Below are 15,576 nucleotides of genomic sequence, written 5' to 3' on the forward strand. Positions count from 1 at the left end.
GGCGGCCTCAACGGTTGGCGTCGGAATGGGTCATGGCGGTGTAGAACAGCCAGGACACCAACAGGATGATCAGGAAGTACACCAGGGAAAACGCTGCGGCCGGGCCCAGGTCGAATTGGCCGACAGCCATCTGGGTCAGCGTCTGACTGAGGAACGTGGTGGCGTTACCCGGCCCGCCGCCGGTCAGTACGAAGGGCTCGGTGTAGATCATGAAACTGTCCATGAAGCGCAGCATCACCGCGATCAGCAGCACGCTTTTCAGCTTCGGCAACTGGATGTGTCGGAAAACCGCCCACGCCGACGCCCGATCGATACGCGCTGCCTGGTAGTACACGTCCGGAATGGCGCGCAGCCCCGAGAAGCAAAGCAGCGCCACCAGGGACGTCCAGTGCCAGACGTCCATCACCAGCACCGTGACCCAGGCGTCCATGGTGTTGGCCGCATAGTTGTAGCTGATGCCCATGGCATTGAGGGTGGAGCCGAGCAGGCCAATATCGGCGCGGCCGAAGATCTGCCAGATGGTGCCCACCACGTTCCACGGAATCAGCAGCGGAATGGCGAGGATGATCAGCACCAGCGATGACCAGCGCCCCTTGGTCGGCATGGTCAGGGCGATGGCGATGCCCAGCGGGATTTCGATCAGCAGCACGCACGCCGAGTAGATGAACTGGCGCAACAACGAGTCGTGCAGACGCGGGTCGAGCAACACCTGCTTGTACCAGTCGGCGCCGACGAAATAGCGACTGGACTGGTCGAAAATGTCCTGCACCGAGTAGTTGACCACCGTCATCATCGGGATCACCGCACTGAATGCCACCAGCAGGAACACCGGCAACACCAGCCACCAGGCCTTGTTGTTCTGCACCTTGTTCATGGCAGCACCTCCAGCAGGTAATCGTCGGCGTAGAGCATCAACCACTGCGTGGGGAAGCTGATGGAGGCGCGCCCCTCGGGCACGGGTTTGTCTTCGGCCAGGCGCACTTTCAGCGGTGCACCGTCGAGGTTGAGGGTCAGGATCTTGTAGGTGCCGAGGTCCTCCACATAAACGACGTCGGCCTGGAGGGCGTCGGGATTTGGCTCATCCCACACGTGAATGAATTCCGGGCGGATGCCCACCTGCAAGGTCGTGTAGTGCGTATCGGTAATGCGTTGCTGCAACGCGGCGGACATGGGCAGCTGGGTGCCGGCAAAGCGCACGCCGCCCGCCTCGGCCTGCACTTCGATCAGATTCATCCCCGGGCTGCCGATGAAATAGCCGACAAACGTATGGCTCGGCCGCTCGAACAACTCGCGTGGTGTGCCGAACTGCACGATCTGCCCGCCGTACATCACCGCGATCTTGTCGGCGAAGGTCGAGGCTTCCAGTTGATCGTGGGTCACGTAGACCATGGTGATATTGAACTGCTCGTGGATCTGCTTGAGCTTGCGCCGCAGTTTCCATTTGAGGTGCGGGTCGATCACCGTCAGCGGCTCATCGAACAGGATCGCCGAGACATCGTCGCGCACCAGACCACGGCCCATGGAAACTTTCTGTTTTTCGTCGGCGGTGAGGTTGCGCGCCTTTTTGCCCAGCAGGCTTTGCAGGTCGAGGACTTCGGCGATTTCCTGCACTTTGCTGTGAATTTTCGCCTCGGCCATGCCCTGGTTACGTAACGGGAAAGCCAGGTTGTCGAACACCGTCATGGTGTCGTACACCACCGGGAACTGGAACACCTGGGCGATGTTGCGTTTTTCCGGGGTCAGCTCGTTGACCACTTTATGGTCGAACAGCACCTGCCCTTCGGACGGGCTGAGCAGGCCGGAGATGATATTGAGCAGGGTCGACTTGCCACAGCCCGAAGGCCCGAGCAAGGCGTAGGCACCGCCCTGCTCCCACACATGGTTCATTTCCCGAATGGCGTAGTCTTCAGGACCAGTCGGCGTAGGGCTGTAGCTGTGCGCCAAGTTCTGCAAATGGATCTCGGCCATCAGGCAACCCTCGCGACACGGCGTCCGGGCGCCTGGACCAAACGGCCCTGGCTGTCGAACACAAACAGTTTATGGGTGGGGATGTACACGCGGATCGGCGCGTCGACGTCGTACTCATGCACCCCCGGCAAGTGCAGCACCAGCAGGAAATGCTCGCTGCGTACATGCAGGAAGGTTTCCGAGCCACTGATCTCGGCAACTTCCACGGTCACCGCCAGTTCGAGGTCGTCGTCGTTGCTGGGCACCAGGGCGATATGGCTGGGGCGCACACCAAAGCGGAACTCGCCCTCGCCGATGGGGCGCAGGTCGACGTTGAGCGGGAAATGAATGAAATTGGCGAAGCTCACTTCGTTGCCGCTGATGCGTCCCGGCATCAGGTTGATCGGCGGTTCGGAAAACAACTCGGCGGCCAATACGGTTTGCGGCTGGTGGTAGACCTCGGCCGCCTTGCCGCTCTGGATCACCCGGCCTTCGTGGAGGATGGTGGTGGTGCCGCCGAGCGCCAGCGCTTCGTTGGGCTCGGTGGTGGCGTAGATGGCAATGGTGTGGCGGGCCTTGAACAGCTCGCGCATTTCCTGACGCAGTTCTTCGCGCAGTTTGTAGTCCAGGTTCACCAACGGCTCATCGAACAGGATCAGTTCGGCATCCTTCACCAACGCGCGGGCCATCGCCGTGCGTTGCTGCTGGCCGCCGGACAGTTCCAGCGGGTGACGCTTGAGGAATTTCTCGATGCGCAGCATCTTCGCGGTTTCGAGCACCTTGCTCTGGATCAGCTCGTTGGACACACCGGCCTGGCGCAACGGCGAGGCGATGTTCTCGAACACGGTCATGGTCGGGTAGTTGATGAACTGTTGATACACCATCGACACGTTGCGCAGGCGCACCGGTTTATGCGTGACATCCACGCCGTTCATCAGGATGCGGCCGCTGTCGGGCTTGTCCAGGCCGGCCATCAGGCGCATCAGGCTGGTCTTGCCGGACAGGGTGCGACCGAGCAGCACGTTGAAAGAGCCGGCCTCGAAACGCAGGTTGGCATCGTCGATCCAGGTCTGGCCTTCGATGACGCGGGAGACATGTTCCAGGGTCAATGACATGACACGCCCTTTTTTATTATTGGAATGAATCTGGCCAGTCGTCAGAGCGAGTTTCATGCCAACTGCGGCAGGTGCTTGATCCACAAGCAAATGCCCTGAAAGAGATGTTCGGGAGTGAACAAAAATGAACAATGCTGACTGAACAACTGAACACTCGCCGGGTTGACAATGAACAGTTCTGAACAACACTGTTTTAACCCGATTTACTGAACACCGCCCCTTCGACATTGACTTGGTTACATCCGTTAGATTGTGCAAGACCCCAAAACAATAAAAAGAAGGTCTCCATGGCCGAACCGCTGACTCACGACACCCTCATCCAGGACTCCTGGCGCCGCTGCCGCGCGTTCGGCCTGGACCATCTGAGCCCACCCAGCTTTGACCAACTGCCCGCCGAGGGCATTAGCCAATTGCTGGAGAGCCAGCATTCCTTGGTGCAGACCACCCACCAGGAAGTATTGCCTTACTACGAGAACATCCTGAGCAACTCCAACTGTCTGATCATGCTGGCCGACAACCAGGGCCAGGTGTTGACGTCGTGGGGCACCCAACGCTTCATCGAACCCAAGTTGGCCCGTGGTTTCAGCGCCGGCGCCAGTTGGATGGAGCGCTCCAGTGGCACCAATGCCATCGGCACAGCGTTGGCCTGCGCCCAGGCGGTGCATATCGAACACGATGAGCACTTCCTCAAGGCCAACCGCTTCATGACCGGCTCGGCGGCGCCGATCTTCGACGCCCAGCGCGAAATCATCGCGGTGCTGGACGTGTCCAGCGACAGCTACCTGCCGCCCTCCCACACCCTGGGCATGGTCAAGATGATGAGCCAGACCGTGGAAAACCGGCTGATCCTCAACCTGTTTCGCGGCGAGCATTTCCAACTGACCTTCAACACCGGGCTGAACAACCTCGACAGTCAATGGGCGGGCCTGCTGATCTTTGATGAAAGCGGCCAGGTGTTGTCGGCCAATCGGCGCGCCGACAATTTGCTGGGCATCAGCCTGTCGCGGGTGATGATCGACCGCTTGTTCAAGGTGTCGATGCTGGAGTTACTGAATCAGCCGCAGGGTTTGCCGTTTTCCTTGCAGGCGGCAGGCCGCAATCGCTTCCAGTGTTTATTGAAGCGGCCCAAGCAGATGCCGATACACGCACGCGTTTTCAGCCAACCGGCGCCGCCTAAAGCCGCATCGATCAGCCTCAACACCCTGCATTTCGGCGATGTGCGCGTGGAAAAGGCCGTGCGCCAGGCCGAACGCCTGCTGGAAAAGGACATTCCGCTGCTGATCCACGGTGAAACCGGCGTGGGCAAAGAGGTGTTCGTCAAAGCCCTGCACCAGGCCAGTTCGCGCAGCCAACAGGCGTTTATCGCGGTGAACTGTGCGGCGATTCCCGCTGAACTGGTGGAATCGGAACTGTTCGGCTACGAAAAAGGCGCGTTTACCGGTGCAAATCAAAAAGGCAGCATCGGCCTGATCCGCAAGGCCGACAAGGGCACACTGTTTCTCGACGAGATCGGCGATATGCCACTGCCGACCCAGGCCCGCTTGCTGCGGGTCTTGCAGGAGCGCTGCGTGCAACCGGTGGGCAGCAGCGAACTGTTCCCGGTGGATTTGCGCATCATTTCCGCCACCAACCATGTACTACGCGAGCAGGTGCAGGCCGGGCGCTTTCGCGAGGATTTGTACTACCGCATTGGCGGATTGACCCTGGAGCTGCCGCCACTGCGCGAGCGCACTGACAAGCAGGCGCTATTCCAACACCTGTGGCAGCAACACCGCGAACCGACCCAATGTGCCGGGCTGAGCGCCGAGGTGCTGGCGTTGTTCGAGCAGCACCCGTGGCCGGGCAATTTGCGCCAGGTCAGCAGTGTGTTGCAGGTGGCGTTGGCCATGGCCGAGGGGCAGGCGATCCGTCCGGAGCATCTGCCGGATGATTTCTTCGTGGATCTGAACGTGACGGCGCCGCTGCCCGCCAGCGCGTCTCTGGATGACAGCGTCGATCTGACGCTGCGCTTGAAAGCGGCGGGCGGGAATATTTCCCACCTTGCGCGGGAACTCGGAGTGAGCCGCAACACGCTGTACAAGCGCCTGCGCCAAGGCAATGACTGAACAAACGCGATTGAGACAGGGCCACCTCGGACTTGAAACCGCCCCGTCCACACGCGACACTTCGCCGCTCCATCACGAGGACACTGCCGATGACCGCAAGCGCCGCCACCGTTTCTGCACGGGAGGCTTATCAAGTGCTCAAGGATATGGCCCTGGAAACGCGGGTCATCAGCGCCTGCGCGGCAGTGGATGACACGGTGAGCGTGGAAATCGACGGCTGGCAGGTAGTGCTGCTGATCCAAGGCGCGGTGCTGGTGGGCTGCCAGCACTGCCGCTCACCCGACGGGCGGAATGGGTCATTGGACAGTTGGCAACGCTACGGCACCAATCCGGTGGCATTGATGAGTATGTGGGAGCAGGCGCAAGTCGAGCGCCTGTTGTCGGTGTCTCAACGCCAGCTCCACGACACGCCGGTGTAAATGCCCCGACCATCCCCAGGCGTGGAGCGGGCGGCGTCCAGGCCGTTATCGTTGTAACCGGGCGTGACTGTGTTGGCGTAGCGGCGGTTGGTCAGGTTGCGCAGGTCGACCCAGGCTTGCCAGTCCTGCTGCGGGGCGTCGTAGCCGAAGGTCGCGCCGAGTAAGGTATAGGCCGTCGCGTAGTAGGAATTGGCGTAGTCCACCGCCACACGCGAGGAGTGCTCGGTGTTGAGGCTGGTGTAGAAGCCGGTCGGATGGCTATAGCGCAGTTGCGCCTGGTAGTAGTGCTTGGGAATGCCCGGCAAGGTGTTGTCGCCAAAGCGCTCATCGTCGCGGTAGTGGAAGTCGCTGAAGGTGTAGGCCTGGCGCAGGGCGAGCTTACCGCTGCGGCCGCCGTCCCACAGCGGGCTGAGCAGGCTCAGTTCGACGCCTTGGTGAACCGTGGGGCTGGCGTTGGATTCGGCGAGGATCGCATTGCTGGTAGGGGTCTGGGCCTGGGTTTCGACGGTGAGCAACTCGTGGCGCACTTCGGAGCGGTACAGCGCCAGGTCCCATTGGCCGAACCACGCATCACCCCGACCACCGACTTCCAGCGTGGTGGCGGTCTGGTTTTTCAAGCTCACGCCTTCGCGTTGCAGTCCGGTCGCCGGGCCGCTGCCTGGCCCGAAGTATTTGTTGGAGCCCCAGATCATCGACCAGGCATGCGGCGGTTCGACCGATCGGCTCAGGTTGCCGTACACCTGCAATTGTGGGGTGAAGTCATAGCGCAGGCCGATACGCGGCGCGTAGTCCCAGTCATGTTGACTGAGCGGCGCCTGGCCATCGGGATAGGTCACCTGGGTTTCGCGGCGGGTGTAGATCGCGGCCAGGCCGGTGGTCAGCCACAGGTCCGGGACCAGTTCCAGGTCGTTGCCGATGTGCAGCACGGTGTCGGAGCCCAGGTAGCTGTAGTCGCGGGTCTTGGTGCCAGGGGCGTAGCCTGCGGTATTGCCGACAGGAATGCGCACGTATTCCGACGCGCCGTTGTTCGGCATCGCCTGGGTGGTGCGCAAGCCGATCGTGGTTTTGCTGTCGTGGCCGAACAGCGTGTCCTGGCGAATGTAGTTCAGCGTGCCGCTGATATCGGTGTAGGCGACTTTCAGTCGATTGGTGCCTTCGCGCAGGTCCATCGGGTAGTCGTGATAGGCCAGGCCAACTTCGATCCGGGAATTGTCGTCGAGCTGCAACGTGGTCTTGTTGGCGAGCCAGGTGGAGCCCGGTTGCAGGCGTTTTGAGTCGCGGGCGGCGTTGAGGCTGTTGGCGGCACGCGGATCGTGGCTGATCTGGTAGCGCGTGAGCTTGCCCGGCGTATCGTTGGTGGTTTCGCGGTAGCGCACGTAGAAACGCGTCTCCAGCTGCGGGTTGAAACGGTAGCCGAAGTTGGCCGCGATGCCCTTGCCCGTGCCGGCGCTCTGCTGCTGATAGCCGTCGGATTCGGAATCGGTGAGGCTGATGTAGTAGTCGGCGTCCCCCAGCACCTGGCCCGAACTGATCTCGCGCTGGGCATAGCCACGGCTGCCCGCTTCATAGCGCACTTGCAACTTGGGTGCGTCGTACCCGGTGTGGGTCACGTAGTTGACCGCCCCACCCAGGGCCAGCGCGCCCTGGTCAAAACCGTTGGCGCCGCGCAGCACCTCGACGCGGCTTTGCCACAAGGGGTCCTTGAGTTCATAAGGCGTACCGCCGGGGCCTGTGAGCGGCAAGCCGTCGAGCATCTCGTACAACCCGGAAGCATGGGCGCCGGGGCTGCGATTCAGGCCCGAGCCACGAATCGAGAGCTTTACCCCTTCATTATTCGCCGCCTTGGCGTACACCCCGGCCTGGTACTTGAACACGTCCTCGTTGGTGCTCACCCGTCCCTGTTGCACGCTGCCCATGTCAATGTAATTGGTACCGCCGGGCACGCTCTTGAGCTGCGCCTGCGCCACTTCACCCGCGCTGGCTTCACGGGTGGTGACTTCGATCGGCGCCAATTGCAGGTCTTCGGCCTGCACAAGGGAGCTGAGGGTCAGGGCGGCAAAAAGCAGCGGAGGTTGGCGCAGCAGCATGGGGCGGGTCCTTGGAATGCGGGGGCGTGAAGGCCAGGCCAGGCACGCGAACTGTGATGGGAAGACAGGGATGCTCGCCAGGTCACGCTTTATTAACGAACCGGAGCCTTCCTACAACAGCATCGGACCCTGCCTGTTTTTAAACGCCATGGGATTGGGGAGTCGCGACCAGCCGAAAGGAAATAAGCACTCCAATCATTGCAAAAGAAGCCCTGGCGGCTCCCTAGTCAGCGGCGGGCTCCAACGCCCGCATGAAATCATCCGCCTCCGAGCCCGCCGGGAACCGGAAGCCGTACATTTCATCGGTGGCCAGAATCGCGCTGAGGGCGTCGCGAAACTGGGCTTCGGTCGGCGACTCCTGCAGCAGTTTGTGCGCCTGTAACAACAGGTCGGCAGAGACACCTTGAACACTTGCGGCGTCAATCACCGCAAACAGGATAAATCGCAGACGAATTTCGCGATCCGTGGGCCAAACCGTTTTTCGCTTACCCAAGGTAGGGCCTCATATTTAAGAAAAGTCCGAGGCTATTGCCGACGGGTGGGCGTTTCAAGCAGTGCAGTGCAAGATAGGGCACTTCCTACAGAGGAAACGGAAACTCCGCACTCAACCGCCCTGTCGACGCTGCCGAGTGGCTTGCCAGCACATCAGCGAGCCGGCCGTCACCAGCACGGCGCCCTGCCAGAATTGCGCGGTGAGGTGAGCCCCCAACCACAGCGCGGCGAACGCCGAGGCCAACACCGGCCCCAGTGTGGAGATCAACGCCGCGCCACCCAACGGGCCGAAGCGTTCACTGACACTGCGGATCAATCCAGCGGCAGTGCTCCACAGGAGAATCGCCACCAAACCGCATGCTGTGGCGGCACGCTCGCTGTTGATCTGCAGGGTTACCCCTGACACCCGAAGAAATCTGGCGATGATGCTACCAGCGATCCACGCGGGCCTGGGGATTCAAACCGGGCAACGTCAACGCTCACTGCACCGGCAGGAAATTCATCAGCAACAGGCTTTGCGCATAATTGACGCCCATACGTCGGTAGCGCTCATCGAGCATCTGGGTCAGCAGGTCGAGACGCGCGACGATCTTGCCGAACTCGACGGCGAAGCTGAGGTTACTGCCCTCTTCCGAGATCTCGTTGGAAAACAGCAGCAGCACGCCGTTGGCGTCCTGACGCTGGCTGAGCAGCCAGGTGGCCTTTTCGATATTGCGCGCAGCGTTGCTGACGAATTGCGGGTCGATCGAGTCAGAGATATAGAACTGGGTGCGCCCGCCATGCGCGGTCACCAGCATGCTGCCAATCGCATAGATAAACGCCCCGACCCGGTCGCCACGAAACTCTGGGCTCAAGGAATAGCTCAGGGCCGCCAGATCACGTCGGTCCCCCAGGGCAGGCAGCGGTTGGCGGTTCTCGATGGCCTGACGGATTTCCCGCGAAGCACTCACCGCGTCCGGATAACCCGACTGGCGCCACTGGTTGGGGTTACGCAGGTACAGCTTATTCATCAGCAGATACAGACTTTGCAGGTTATCGCGCATGCCCAGGGTGGCCATGCGATCGACACTGGTCTGGAAGAACTCATCAGGTTTGCCATCGCTGAACTGCCTGGCGATATCCCGCCCCTGTTGCTGGCTGCAAGCGGTGGTGCAGAGCATGAACACGACAACCAGCCAAAGCGGGCGGCTCATCCATCGGGGGATAAAAGGCGGGAACGTATGCTTCATCTGCACCAGGTCTAGTTCTTATGTCCACACGCAGTATGGGTGTGGCTGGGACAGAGATAGATCCGAAAAATCCGAAAAAGTGCGGGATTAGGCAACAGAAAGCCCTGAATTTCATGAGAAGTGCCCAGCGCATGTTAGTGCGTATCGCGACCCGCAGGATTACCCAATAAAAACCTGATACCGAGCGGTTTATTCATAACTACAAAAGACAGGCCTTTAAATATTTAAGCCCCTGCAAACCCCGCAAATTTAAATACCGTTTCCTGCAAGGCACCTGCTGTGTCGGTTCAAACGGGAAACGAGGGCGCTGAGCGCCGGCTCGACGACCGAAGTGACACCGAAACCACTCAAATCAATAGAAACGAGATTGAATACAATTAACAAAAACATAAAATTGATGAGCATGCTGCCTGCCAGATCGTTACACCCCTGACGTATCGGCTCTAAACTGAGAAAGATACTCAGCTATTCCGAACGAGGTGCTCGATCATGGCGTTCTGTTTTGGTCTATTCTCGCCGCGTCACCATTACAAAAATTACGTTTTGATCGATAACAGCGGTTGCTGTATAGGATTCAAGACGTGCGCTCGACATCCTGGCGGAAAATGGGTTGAAACTGAAGAGATAAACCTAACCTGGCTAAACAAACCATTTATCAACAGGTGCTCACCTCCCCCTTCAAGCCCCCATCCAAAGGCATAGAACAAAAGACATTCGCACTCAAAAGCAGACTGCTTTTGTTTCACCATGCCTCTTTGCATACATACTTATAAACACGCAGCTCACTCACATCAATATCACAATATTTTCACACTTCACACGGTTCAAAACCAATCAACTTCCTTAAGCATGGGAAGCACTCTCAATTATTTTAATTGCATTGCTTTCACATCAACTATCAAACAACGGTACCGATAGTATTAACTCAATTTACAGCTGCTTAAGGAAATCAACATGACATCTGCAATCAACGGCTCAACTCAAGCCAATTTACCTCAAGCGATAGTCACTCCGCGCCAAGCGCCCCCCGCTCCGATGGTAGACAGTGATGGCGATACTGACGGTAGCAGACCAGGCGAAGTAGAACAGACCAAGGCGACCTCAGGGTCGGTCGGTACACGAATCAACACAACCGCGTAACAATCCGCAGGTTTAGGCTCCAAAAACGGGGGCCTAAACCTCGTAGTGCAGACCCAGACATAGAGCGCTTTATACAAACAAAACGGCCAGCTTCAGCAGGGCTGAAACTGGCCGTCATAGCATTGTGTCCTTCGGGCTTGGCCGGTAGTCGTCCGATTAGAAAATCGAGATTGGGTAATCCACGATCAGACGGGTTTCGTTGTAATCCCCTTCCGCCTGATCGGCGTTACCGCGGTGCCAGGCTTGACGCACTCGCATCGACAAGTCTTTGACTGGGCCGGTCTGCACCACGTACTTGGCTTCAAAGTTGGTTTCGTGGTGCTTACCGTCAGCGCCATAACCATAGGCTTGGTAGGCACTGCCGACCGGCATGTGCGTGCCGTCGATATTGTCACCGTTCAAGTAGCGCGTCATAAAGCTCAGCCCCGGCACGCCGTAAGCCGCCATGTTCAGGTCGTAACGGGCCTGCCAGGACCTTTCGCCTGGGCCGTTAAAGTCAGAGTATTGAACCGAGTTGGCCAGGAAGATGGAATCGGCCAAATCACCCGATTTGTTATTACCCACGGCCACATAGTCAAACGGCGTGTCACCGTGCACTTTCTGGAACGCCAGTGTGACGGTATGAGCACTCAGGAAAGAGTATGCCGCTGCCAACGACCAAGTGGTGTTGTCGATGGTACCGGCTTTGGACTGGCCGGAATCGAGGGTGCGGTAGATATTGAAGTCCAGGTTGAGTGACTGATCGGCAGTGAACGGGATAGTGTAGTTGGCATTACCGTAGTATTGATGCCAGACGTCTTTGAGGTCCGACGCAAACACGCTCATGGACAGGTTATCGGTCAGCGTGTATTTACCGCCGAGGTAGTCAATGCTCTTGGCCGGCACGTTTGCATAACCGGCATACAGTTCATGGCTATTGTTGGTCGTGGTCGGACCGTTACTACTGGTGAAGTGTCCGGCGTCGAGGTTCAATCCTTCAATTTCGCTGCTCAACAAGTTGAAGCCAGTCGCTGTTTGAGGCGTGGCGCGAGTACCCGCCGTGGCCAGGACGGGGTTGTTGGGCTGCAAGTTGCCATAATGCAGTTCAGTCTTGGAAAAGCGGGCCTTGATCGACGCGCCTGCGCTACTGAAATCATTCTCCAGCCGGCCGTTGCTGCTGACCGGCAAGTTGCCAGAGTCCGCATTGCCTTTGCCACCATCCAGTTTCACGCCCCAGTATCCGTAAGCATCCACACCAAAGCCGACAGTGCCTTGGGTAAAGCCGGAGGTGAAGTTGCCTTGCATCACCTGCAACCAGTCCTGTTTGTCGCCCGCCGAATTTTTACCGTCACGATCAAAATAAAAGTTGCGAAGTAGGAGATTCAAGCTACTTCCGTCAACAAACCCCTTAGCCGTCGTTTGATCATCCACACCGGCGGCTGAGGCTAGTTGACTCACACCCAGCGAGACCGTCAGCGCCACCAAATTCCACTTAAAAGACATTGTTCGTTCCCCTGTTTTTAATAGAGCTGCCTCGTCTCTCGGTGCACAGTCAGCAGGGTGCCCCCTGAAGTCAGGCCGTCAAAGCGAACAGTTATAAGTCGATGGCAGATGAGAAAAATTCTAAGTCGCAACGCATTGACTGCGCAGCGCGAGGCACCGTTTTATAACGGTTTAGTTTTTGTACAGGGCAGCCCCTAAGGGGGAGAACTTATAACACCTCCCCGCCGAAAGAATGATCTCGTTTCCCGTGAAAGTAATTTTCCATTTCTGTAACAATTCAGGCTTATACAAGAAAGGCGAACGCGTGAAATGAGTTAGACATCCATGTTTCTCATATATCTAAAGTCCACAACATAATGCGTTCAAAGCGATGCAACCCATTGATTTCTTTAAATTCCCCATCAAGCTCAACCGCTATAGCGGCAAGGGTGAAGTCATGTCTGAGGAAATAAAACCGATCCAGGCAACCCCAGTCGTACTCGATGAAAACGGCATACTCTGGCACCCGGACCTGCCATCACTCAAAAAATGAAGACGAAGAAGTGAGTGCCGAAATCTATACGCGGCAGCCGATCGCGTCGGATTCACGTCTAACTAAACAACGTTGTGCTAGCGTACCTGGAGGATGAATTACATGATGGTCTTAGACGCACGCATCGAGGTCGATACGACTATAAGCCTCGAGGCAGGACATCACATCGCTATAGAGCCTGCCTGCAAGTATCGCAGCGGCGTGGGGGTACGGAACCTGATGACACACACTGTCCCATTGCACCCTCTTGATATGGATCGTGATCAACCACTCATAAAGGTCGCTCTGTGAATACTGAGCTACCTCATTCAGGTTCGCCGCTGCTTAAGGGTTTGTGCGAGGAAGAGGTGCAGCGACGTCTGACGCAGGACGGGCCGAACGAACTCCCCGCGTCCCGCCGACGCAGCGCCCTGCGCCTGATATGCGACGTGGCCTTCGAGCCGATGTTCCTCCTGCTGGTCGCGTGCGGCGCTTTGTATATGGTGTTGGGCGATGTCCAGGAAGCCCTCATGTTGCTGGGCTTCGTCTTCGTTGTGATGAGCATCAGCTTTATCCAACAGCGGCGCAGTGAACGCTCCTTGAATGCGTTGCGGGACCTCTCCAGCCCCAGGGCTCAAGTGCTAAGGGGAGGTAAGGAGTGCAGCGTTCCCGCGCGGGACTTGGTCGTTGGCGATGTTGTAATGCTGGCTGAAGGCGATCGCGTACCCGCTGACCTGCTACTGACAACTTGCGCCAACCTATCAATTGATGAGTCCTTGCTGACCGGAGAATCCGTGCCCGTCAGCAAACTGGTCGCCCCGCAGTCTCATACACTCGGTGATCCAGCGCCGCCACCAATAGATGTGGCGCTTGCACAGGCGTTTTCAGGCACATTGGTCACATGCGGTACCGCCCAGGGACGTGTCACAGCCACAGGCGAGCGCAGTGCGCTGGGCCGGATTGGCCAGTCACTGGCAAACATTGAGGTGGAACCCACCCCGACGCAACAGGAAACGCGTCGTGTGGTCAAGCGGGTCGCTCTCATGGGCCTGGTGCTGGCGGCGGCGCTCGCTATCGCTTTCGGGCTGCTGCGCGGTGACTGGCTGCATGGGATGCTTGCTGGCCTGACGCTGGCGATGGCGATTCTACCGGAAGAGTTACCGGTTGTACTGACGCTCTTTCTAGGCCTCGGCGCCTGGCGACTCGCCCGTGAGAAAGTGTTAGCGCGCAGCATTCCTGCTGTCGAACTGCTCGGTGCTACCACCGTCTTATGCGTCGACAAAACAGGTACGCTGACGGCTAACAGAATGACGGTCAGGCGCCTTTGGTCCGAGGAGGCCGTGTATGAAGTCGCTGGGGACGGTACTCACGTCGGCACGCCTTTGCAGGAGGCACTCCACGGCGTGCTTGAGTACGCGGTTCTCGCTAGCCACCGCCATGCTTTCGATCCGATGGAGTCGGCCATCGGCGAGACCGGGCAGAGCCTGTTGGCGCTCACCGAGCACCTTCACGCTGACTGGACCCTGATCGAAGACTATCCCTTGTCGCCCCAGATGCTCGCAATGTCGCGGGTCTGGCAATCGCCGAATCAACGAGAGCGACTCATTGCCGCAAAGGGTGCGCCCGAGGCAATCGTCGATTTGTGCCATCTGGATCCCGCCCGCAGCGCGCTCATTGCGGCTCAGGTCCTGGCAATGGCAGCAGACGGGCTTCGCGTTCTTGGCGTCGCACAAGCGACCTTCGCCACCGAGGTGCTACCCGGTTTACAGCACGACTTCGACTTCAGGTTTCTAGGGTTGGTCGGGCTCGAAGATCCGATTCGCCCAGATGTGCCGCAGGCTATTGCCGAGTGCCGGGCCGCAGGCATCCGCGTGGTGATGATGACTGGCGACCACCCGGCCACAGCGATTTCGGTCGCCAGGCAGGCCGGTCTGGGCACCGATGCCCCTGTGATCACTGGAACCGAACTGTCCTCCCTGAACGATTCGGAGCTGGACAAACGGCTTGGCACGACGCAGATCTTCTGCCGCGTTCAGCCAGACCAGAAACTGCGCCTGGTACGCGCTTTCCGTGCGCATGGCGATGTAGTTGCCATGACCGGCGACGGCGTCAACGACGCACCTGCACTGAAGGCAGCCGATATTGGCGTTGCGATGGGTGCGCGTGGCACCGAGGTAGCACGCGAAGCCGCCGCACTGGTTTTACTCAATGATGATTTCGAGTCGTTGCTGACCGCAGTGCGCTATGGCCGCCGCATCTTCGCCAACTTGCGCAAAGCGATCGTATTTGTGGTGGCCGTACACGTGCCGATTGTCGGCCTATCCATGCTTCCAGTGCTTTTCGGCTGGCCGATGGTGCTGATGCCGGCGCACATTCTATTCTTGCAACTGATCATCGACCCTGCCTGCTCGGTCGTGTTCGAGGCCGAACCGCTTGAGCCAGATGCGATGAAGGCGCCTCCACGTCGACAGGACCAACGGTTATTCGACAGCGCGGTGATGACGCGTGGTATCTGCCAGGGCATTGGCTTACTGATACTGCTTCTAGCGACGTATGCGGGTATCAGGTTCTTTGCGCCGGTAGCGTCTGACCGAGATGAGCTTGCCAGAACACTAACCTTCGTCGTACTGGCGCTGGCCAACCTCGCCCTGATCCATACAAATAAGTCATGGCGCCGCACGCGCTGGATGGGGCATGGCGCGTTTGGTGCCCAACTGAGCTGGATCGCTTTCGCAACGTTGGCCATGTTGGCGCTAGCGCTCTTTTTTCCGCCTGTTACCCAGCTGTTCTCCTTCGTGACACCCGCGCCAGTATTGATACTCTTCGCGTTTGGCATCGTCGCCCTTAGCTTGATGTGGTTCGAGGTGGTGAAATGGGTAATAAACATGAGGAGCGAGCATAGTGGCTGAACTATGCTCGTTGGCGCTGACCGAAAGCCTTTGGTACTAATTCTTGAGTTCGCCAGAGGCCGCACATCAGGCAGTCGTTGATCTGGGCATTAATGACGGTACCGTCTGCGAGGATCTTAAAAGTCGGTTTCAAAATGAAT

General features: G+C 58.5%; 12 protein-coding genes. 4 read left to right on the forward strand and 8 right to left on the reverse strand.

Annotated features, from left to right (window positions below; genetic code table 11):
• Positions 1-7: 7 nt before the first annotated feature.
• From ACS5Q8_RS16785 to ACS5Q8_RS16795, 3 genes are read right to left on the reverse strand one after another with little or no spacing between them, the layout of a single operon-like run.
• Entirely contained in the window at positions 8-874 is an 867-nt protein-coding gene (locus ACS5Q8_RS16785) for a carbohydrate ABC transporter permease (protein ID WP_247397808.1), read from the reverse strand.
• Entirely contained in the window at positions 871-1,968 is a 1,098-nt protein-coding gene (locus ACS5Q8_RS16790; protein WP_276197615.1) for an ABC transporter ATP-binding protein, read from the reverse strand. The genes ACS5Q8_RS16785 and ACS5Q8_RS16790 overlap by 4 nt, the downstream gene beginning before the upstream one ends.
• The gene (locus ACS5Q8_RS16795; protein WP_276197614.1) at positions 1,968-3,062 is read right to left on the reverse strand and encodes an ABC transporter ATP-binding protein; all 1,095 of its coding nucleotides are present in this window, start codon (positions 3,060-3,062) and stop codon (positions 1,968-1,970) included. Before ACS5Q8_RS16795 ends, ACS5Q8_RS16790 begins: the two co-directional genes overlap by 1 nt.
• A 287-nt stretch (positions 3,063-3,349) precedes the next feature.
• Between ACS5Q8_RS16795 and ACS5Q8_RS16800 the strand changes: the two genes are divergently transcribed.
• Positions 3,350-5,167, forward strand: a complete 1,818-nt coding sequence (locus ACS5Q8_RS16800) for a sigma-54-dependent Fis family transcriptional regulator (protein WP_465159163.1) — start codon at positions 3,350-3,352, stop codon at positions 5,165-5,167.
• Positions 5,168-5,256: 89 nt separating this feature from the next.
• Positions 5,257-5,586: a DUF7693 family protein gene (locus ACS5Q8_RS16805; RefSeq protein WP_276197612.1), complete on the forward strand. Its 330-nt coding sequence runs from the start codon at positions 5,257-5,259 to the stop codon at positions 5,584-5,586.
• On the opposite strand, the gene ACS5Q8_RS16810 is transcribed toward ACS5Q8_RS16805, so the two are convergent.
• The 5 genes from ACS5Q8_RS16810 to ACS5Q8_RS16830 all read right to left on the reverse strand — a co-directional run bounded on the left by ACS5Q8_RS16810 (position 5,556) and on the right by ACS5Q8_RS16830 (position 12,016).
• A complete protein-coding gene (locus ACS5Q8_RS16810; protein ID WP_465159164.1) occupies positions 5,556-7,673 on the reverse strand; it encodes a TonB-dependent receptor family protein in 2,118 nt (705 codons plus the stop codon). The genes ACS5Q8_RS16805 and ACS5Q8_RS16810 overlap by 31 nt on opposite strands.
• A gap of 223 nt (positions 7,674-7,896) precedes the next feature.
• Positions 7,897-8,166, reverse strand: a complete 270-nt coding sequence (locus ACS5Q8_RS16815) for a hypothetical protein (protein WP_247397819.1) — start codon at positions 8,164-8,166, stop codon at positions 7,897-7,899.
• Positions 8,167-8,277: 111 nt separating this feature from the next.
• Entirely contained in the window at positions 8,278-8,571 is a 294-nt protein-coding gene (locus ACS5Q8_RS16820) for a hypothetical protein (RefSeq protein WP_276197610.1), read from the reverse strand.
• 73 nt (positions 8,572-8,644) lie between these two features.
• Positions 8,645-9,358, reverse strand: a complete 714-nt coding sequence (locus tag ACS5Q8_RS16825; protein WP_426101012.1) for a hypothetical protein — start codon at positions 9,356-9,358, stop codon at positions 8,645-8,647.
• Positions 9,359-10,690: 1,332 nt separating this feature from the next.
• Positions 10,691-12,016, reverse strand: a complete 1,326-nt coding sequence (locus tag ACS5Q8_RS16830; RefSeq protein ID WP_465159165.1) for an OprD family porin — start codon at positions 12,014-12,016, stop codon at positions 10,691-10,693.
• 370 nt (positions 12,017-12,386) lie between these two features.
• Here ACS5Q8_RS16830 and ACS5Q8_RS16835 point away from each other — a divergent pair, with 370 nt between their 5' ends.
• Together ACS5Q8_RS16835 and ACS5Q8_RS16840 are read left to right on the forward strand one after the other, a co-directional pair.
• Complete coding sequence (locus ACS5Q8_RS16835) at positions 12,387-12,548, forward strand: hypothetical protein (protein ID WP_465159166.1); 162 nt, start codon at positions 12,387-12,389, stop codon at positions 12,546-12,548.
• 287 nt (positions 12,549-12,835) lie between these two features.
• A complete protein-coding gene (locus ACS5Q8_RS16840) occupies positions 12,836-15,436 on the forward strand; it encodes a cation-translocating P-type ATPase (RefSeq protein ID WP_465159167.1) in 2,601 nt (866 codons plus the stop codon).
• Positions 15,437-15,576: the final 140 nt, after the last annotated feature.

The sequence above is a fragment of the Pseudomonas sp. PAMC25584 genome (assembly GCF_058135675.1).

Coding starts and splice junctions, on each gene's coding strand:
- ACS5Q8_RS16785 (WP_247397808.1), bottom strand. CDS start 874: ATGAACAAGGTGCAGAACAACAAGGCCTGGTGGCTGGTGTTGCCGGTG.
- ACS5Q8_RS16790 (WP_276197615.1), bottom strand. CDS start 1,968: ATGGCCGAGATCCATTTGCAGAACTTGGCGCACAGCTACAGCCCTACG.
- ACS5Q8_RS16795 (WP_276197614.1), bottom strand. CDS start 3,062: ATGTCATTGACCCTGGAACATGTCTCCCGCGTCATCGAAGGCCAGACC.
- ACS5Q8_RS16800 (WP_465159163.1), top strand. CDS start 3,350: ATGGCCGAACCGCTGACTCACGACACCCTCATCCAGGACTCCTGGCGC.
- ACS5Q8_RS16805 (WP_276197612.1), top strand. CDS start 5,257: ATGACCGCAAGCGCCGCCACCGTTTCTGCACGGGAGGCTTATCAAGTG.
- ACS5Q8_RS16810 (WP_465159164.1), bottom strand. CDS start 7,673: ATGCTGCTGCGCCAACCTCCGCTGCTTTTTGCCGCCCTGACCCTCAGC.
- ACS5Q8_RS16825 (WP_426101012.1), bottom strand. CDS start 9,358: ATGAGCCGCCCGCTTTGGCTGGTTGTCGTGTTCATGCTCTGCACCACC.
- ACS5Q8_RS16830 (WP_465159165.1), bottom strand. CDS start 12,016: ATGTCTTTTAAGTGGAATTTGGTGGCGCTGACGGTCTCGCTGGGTGTG.
- ACS5Q8_RS16835 (WP_465159166.1), top strand. CDS start 12,387: ATGCAACCCATTGATTTCTTTAAATTCCCCATCAAGCTCAACCGCTAT.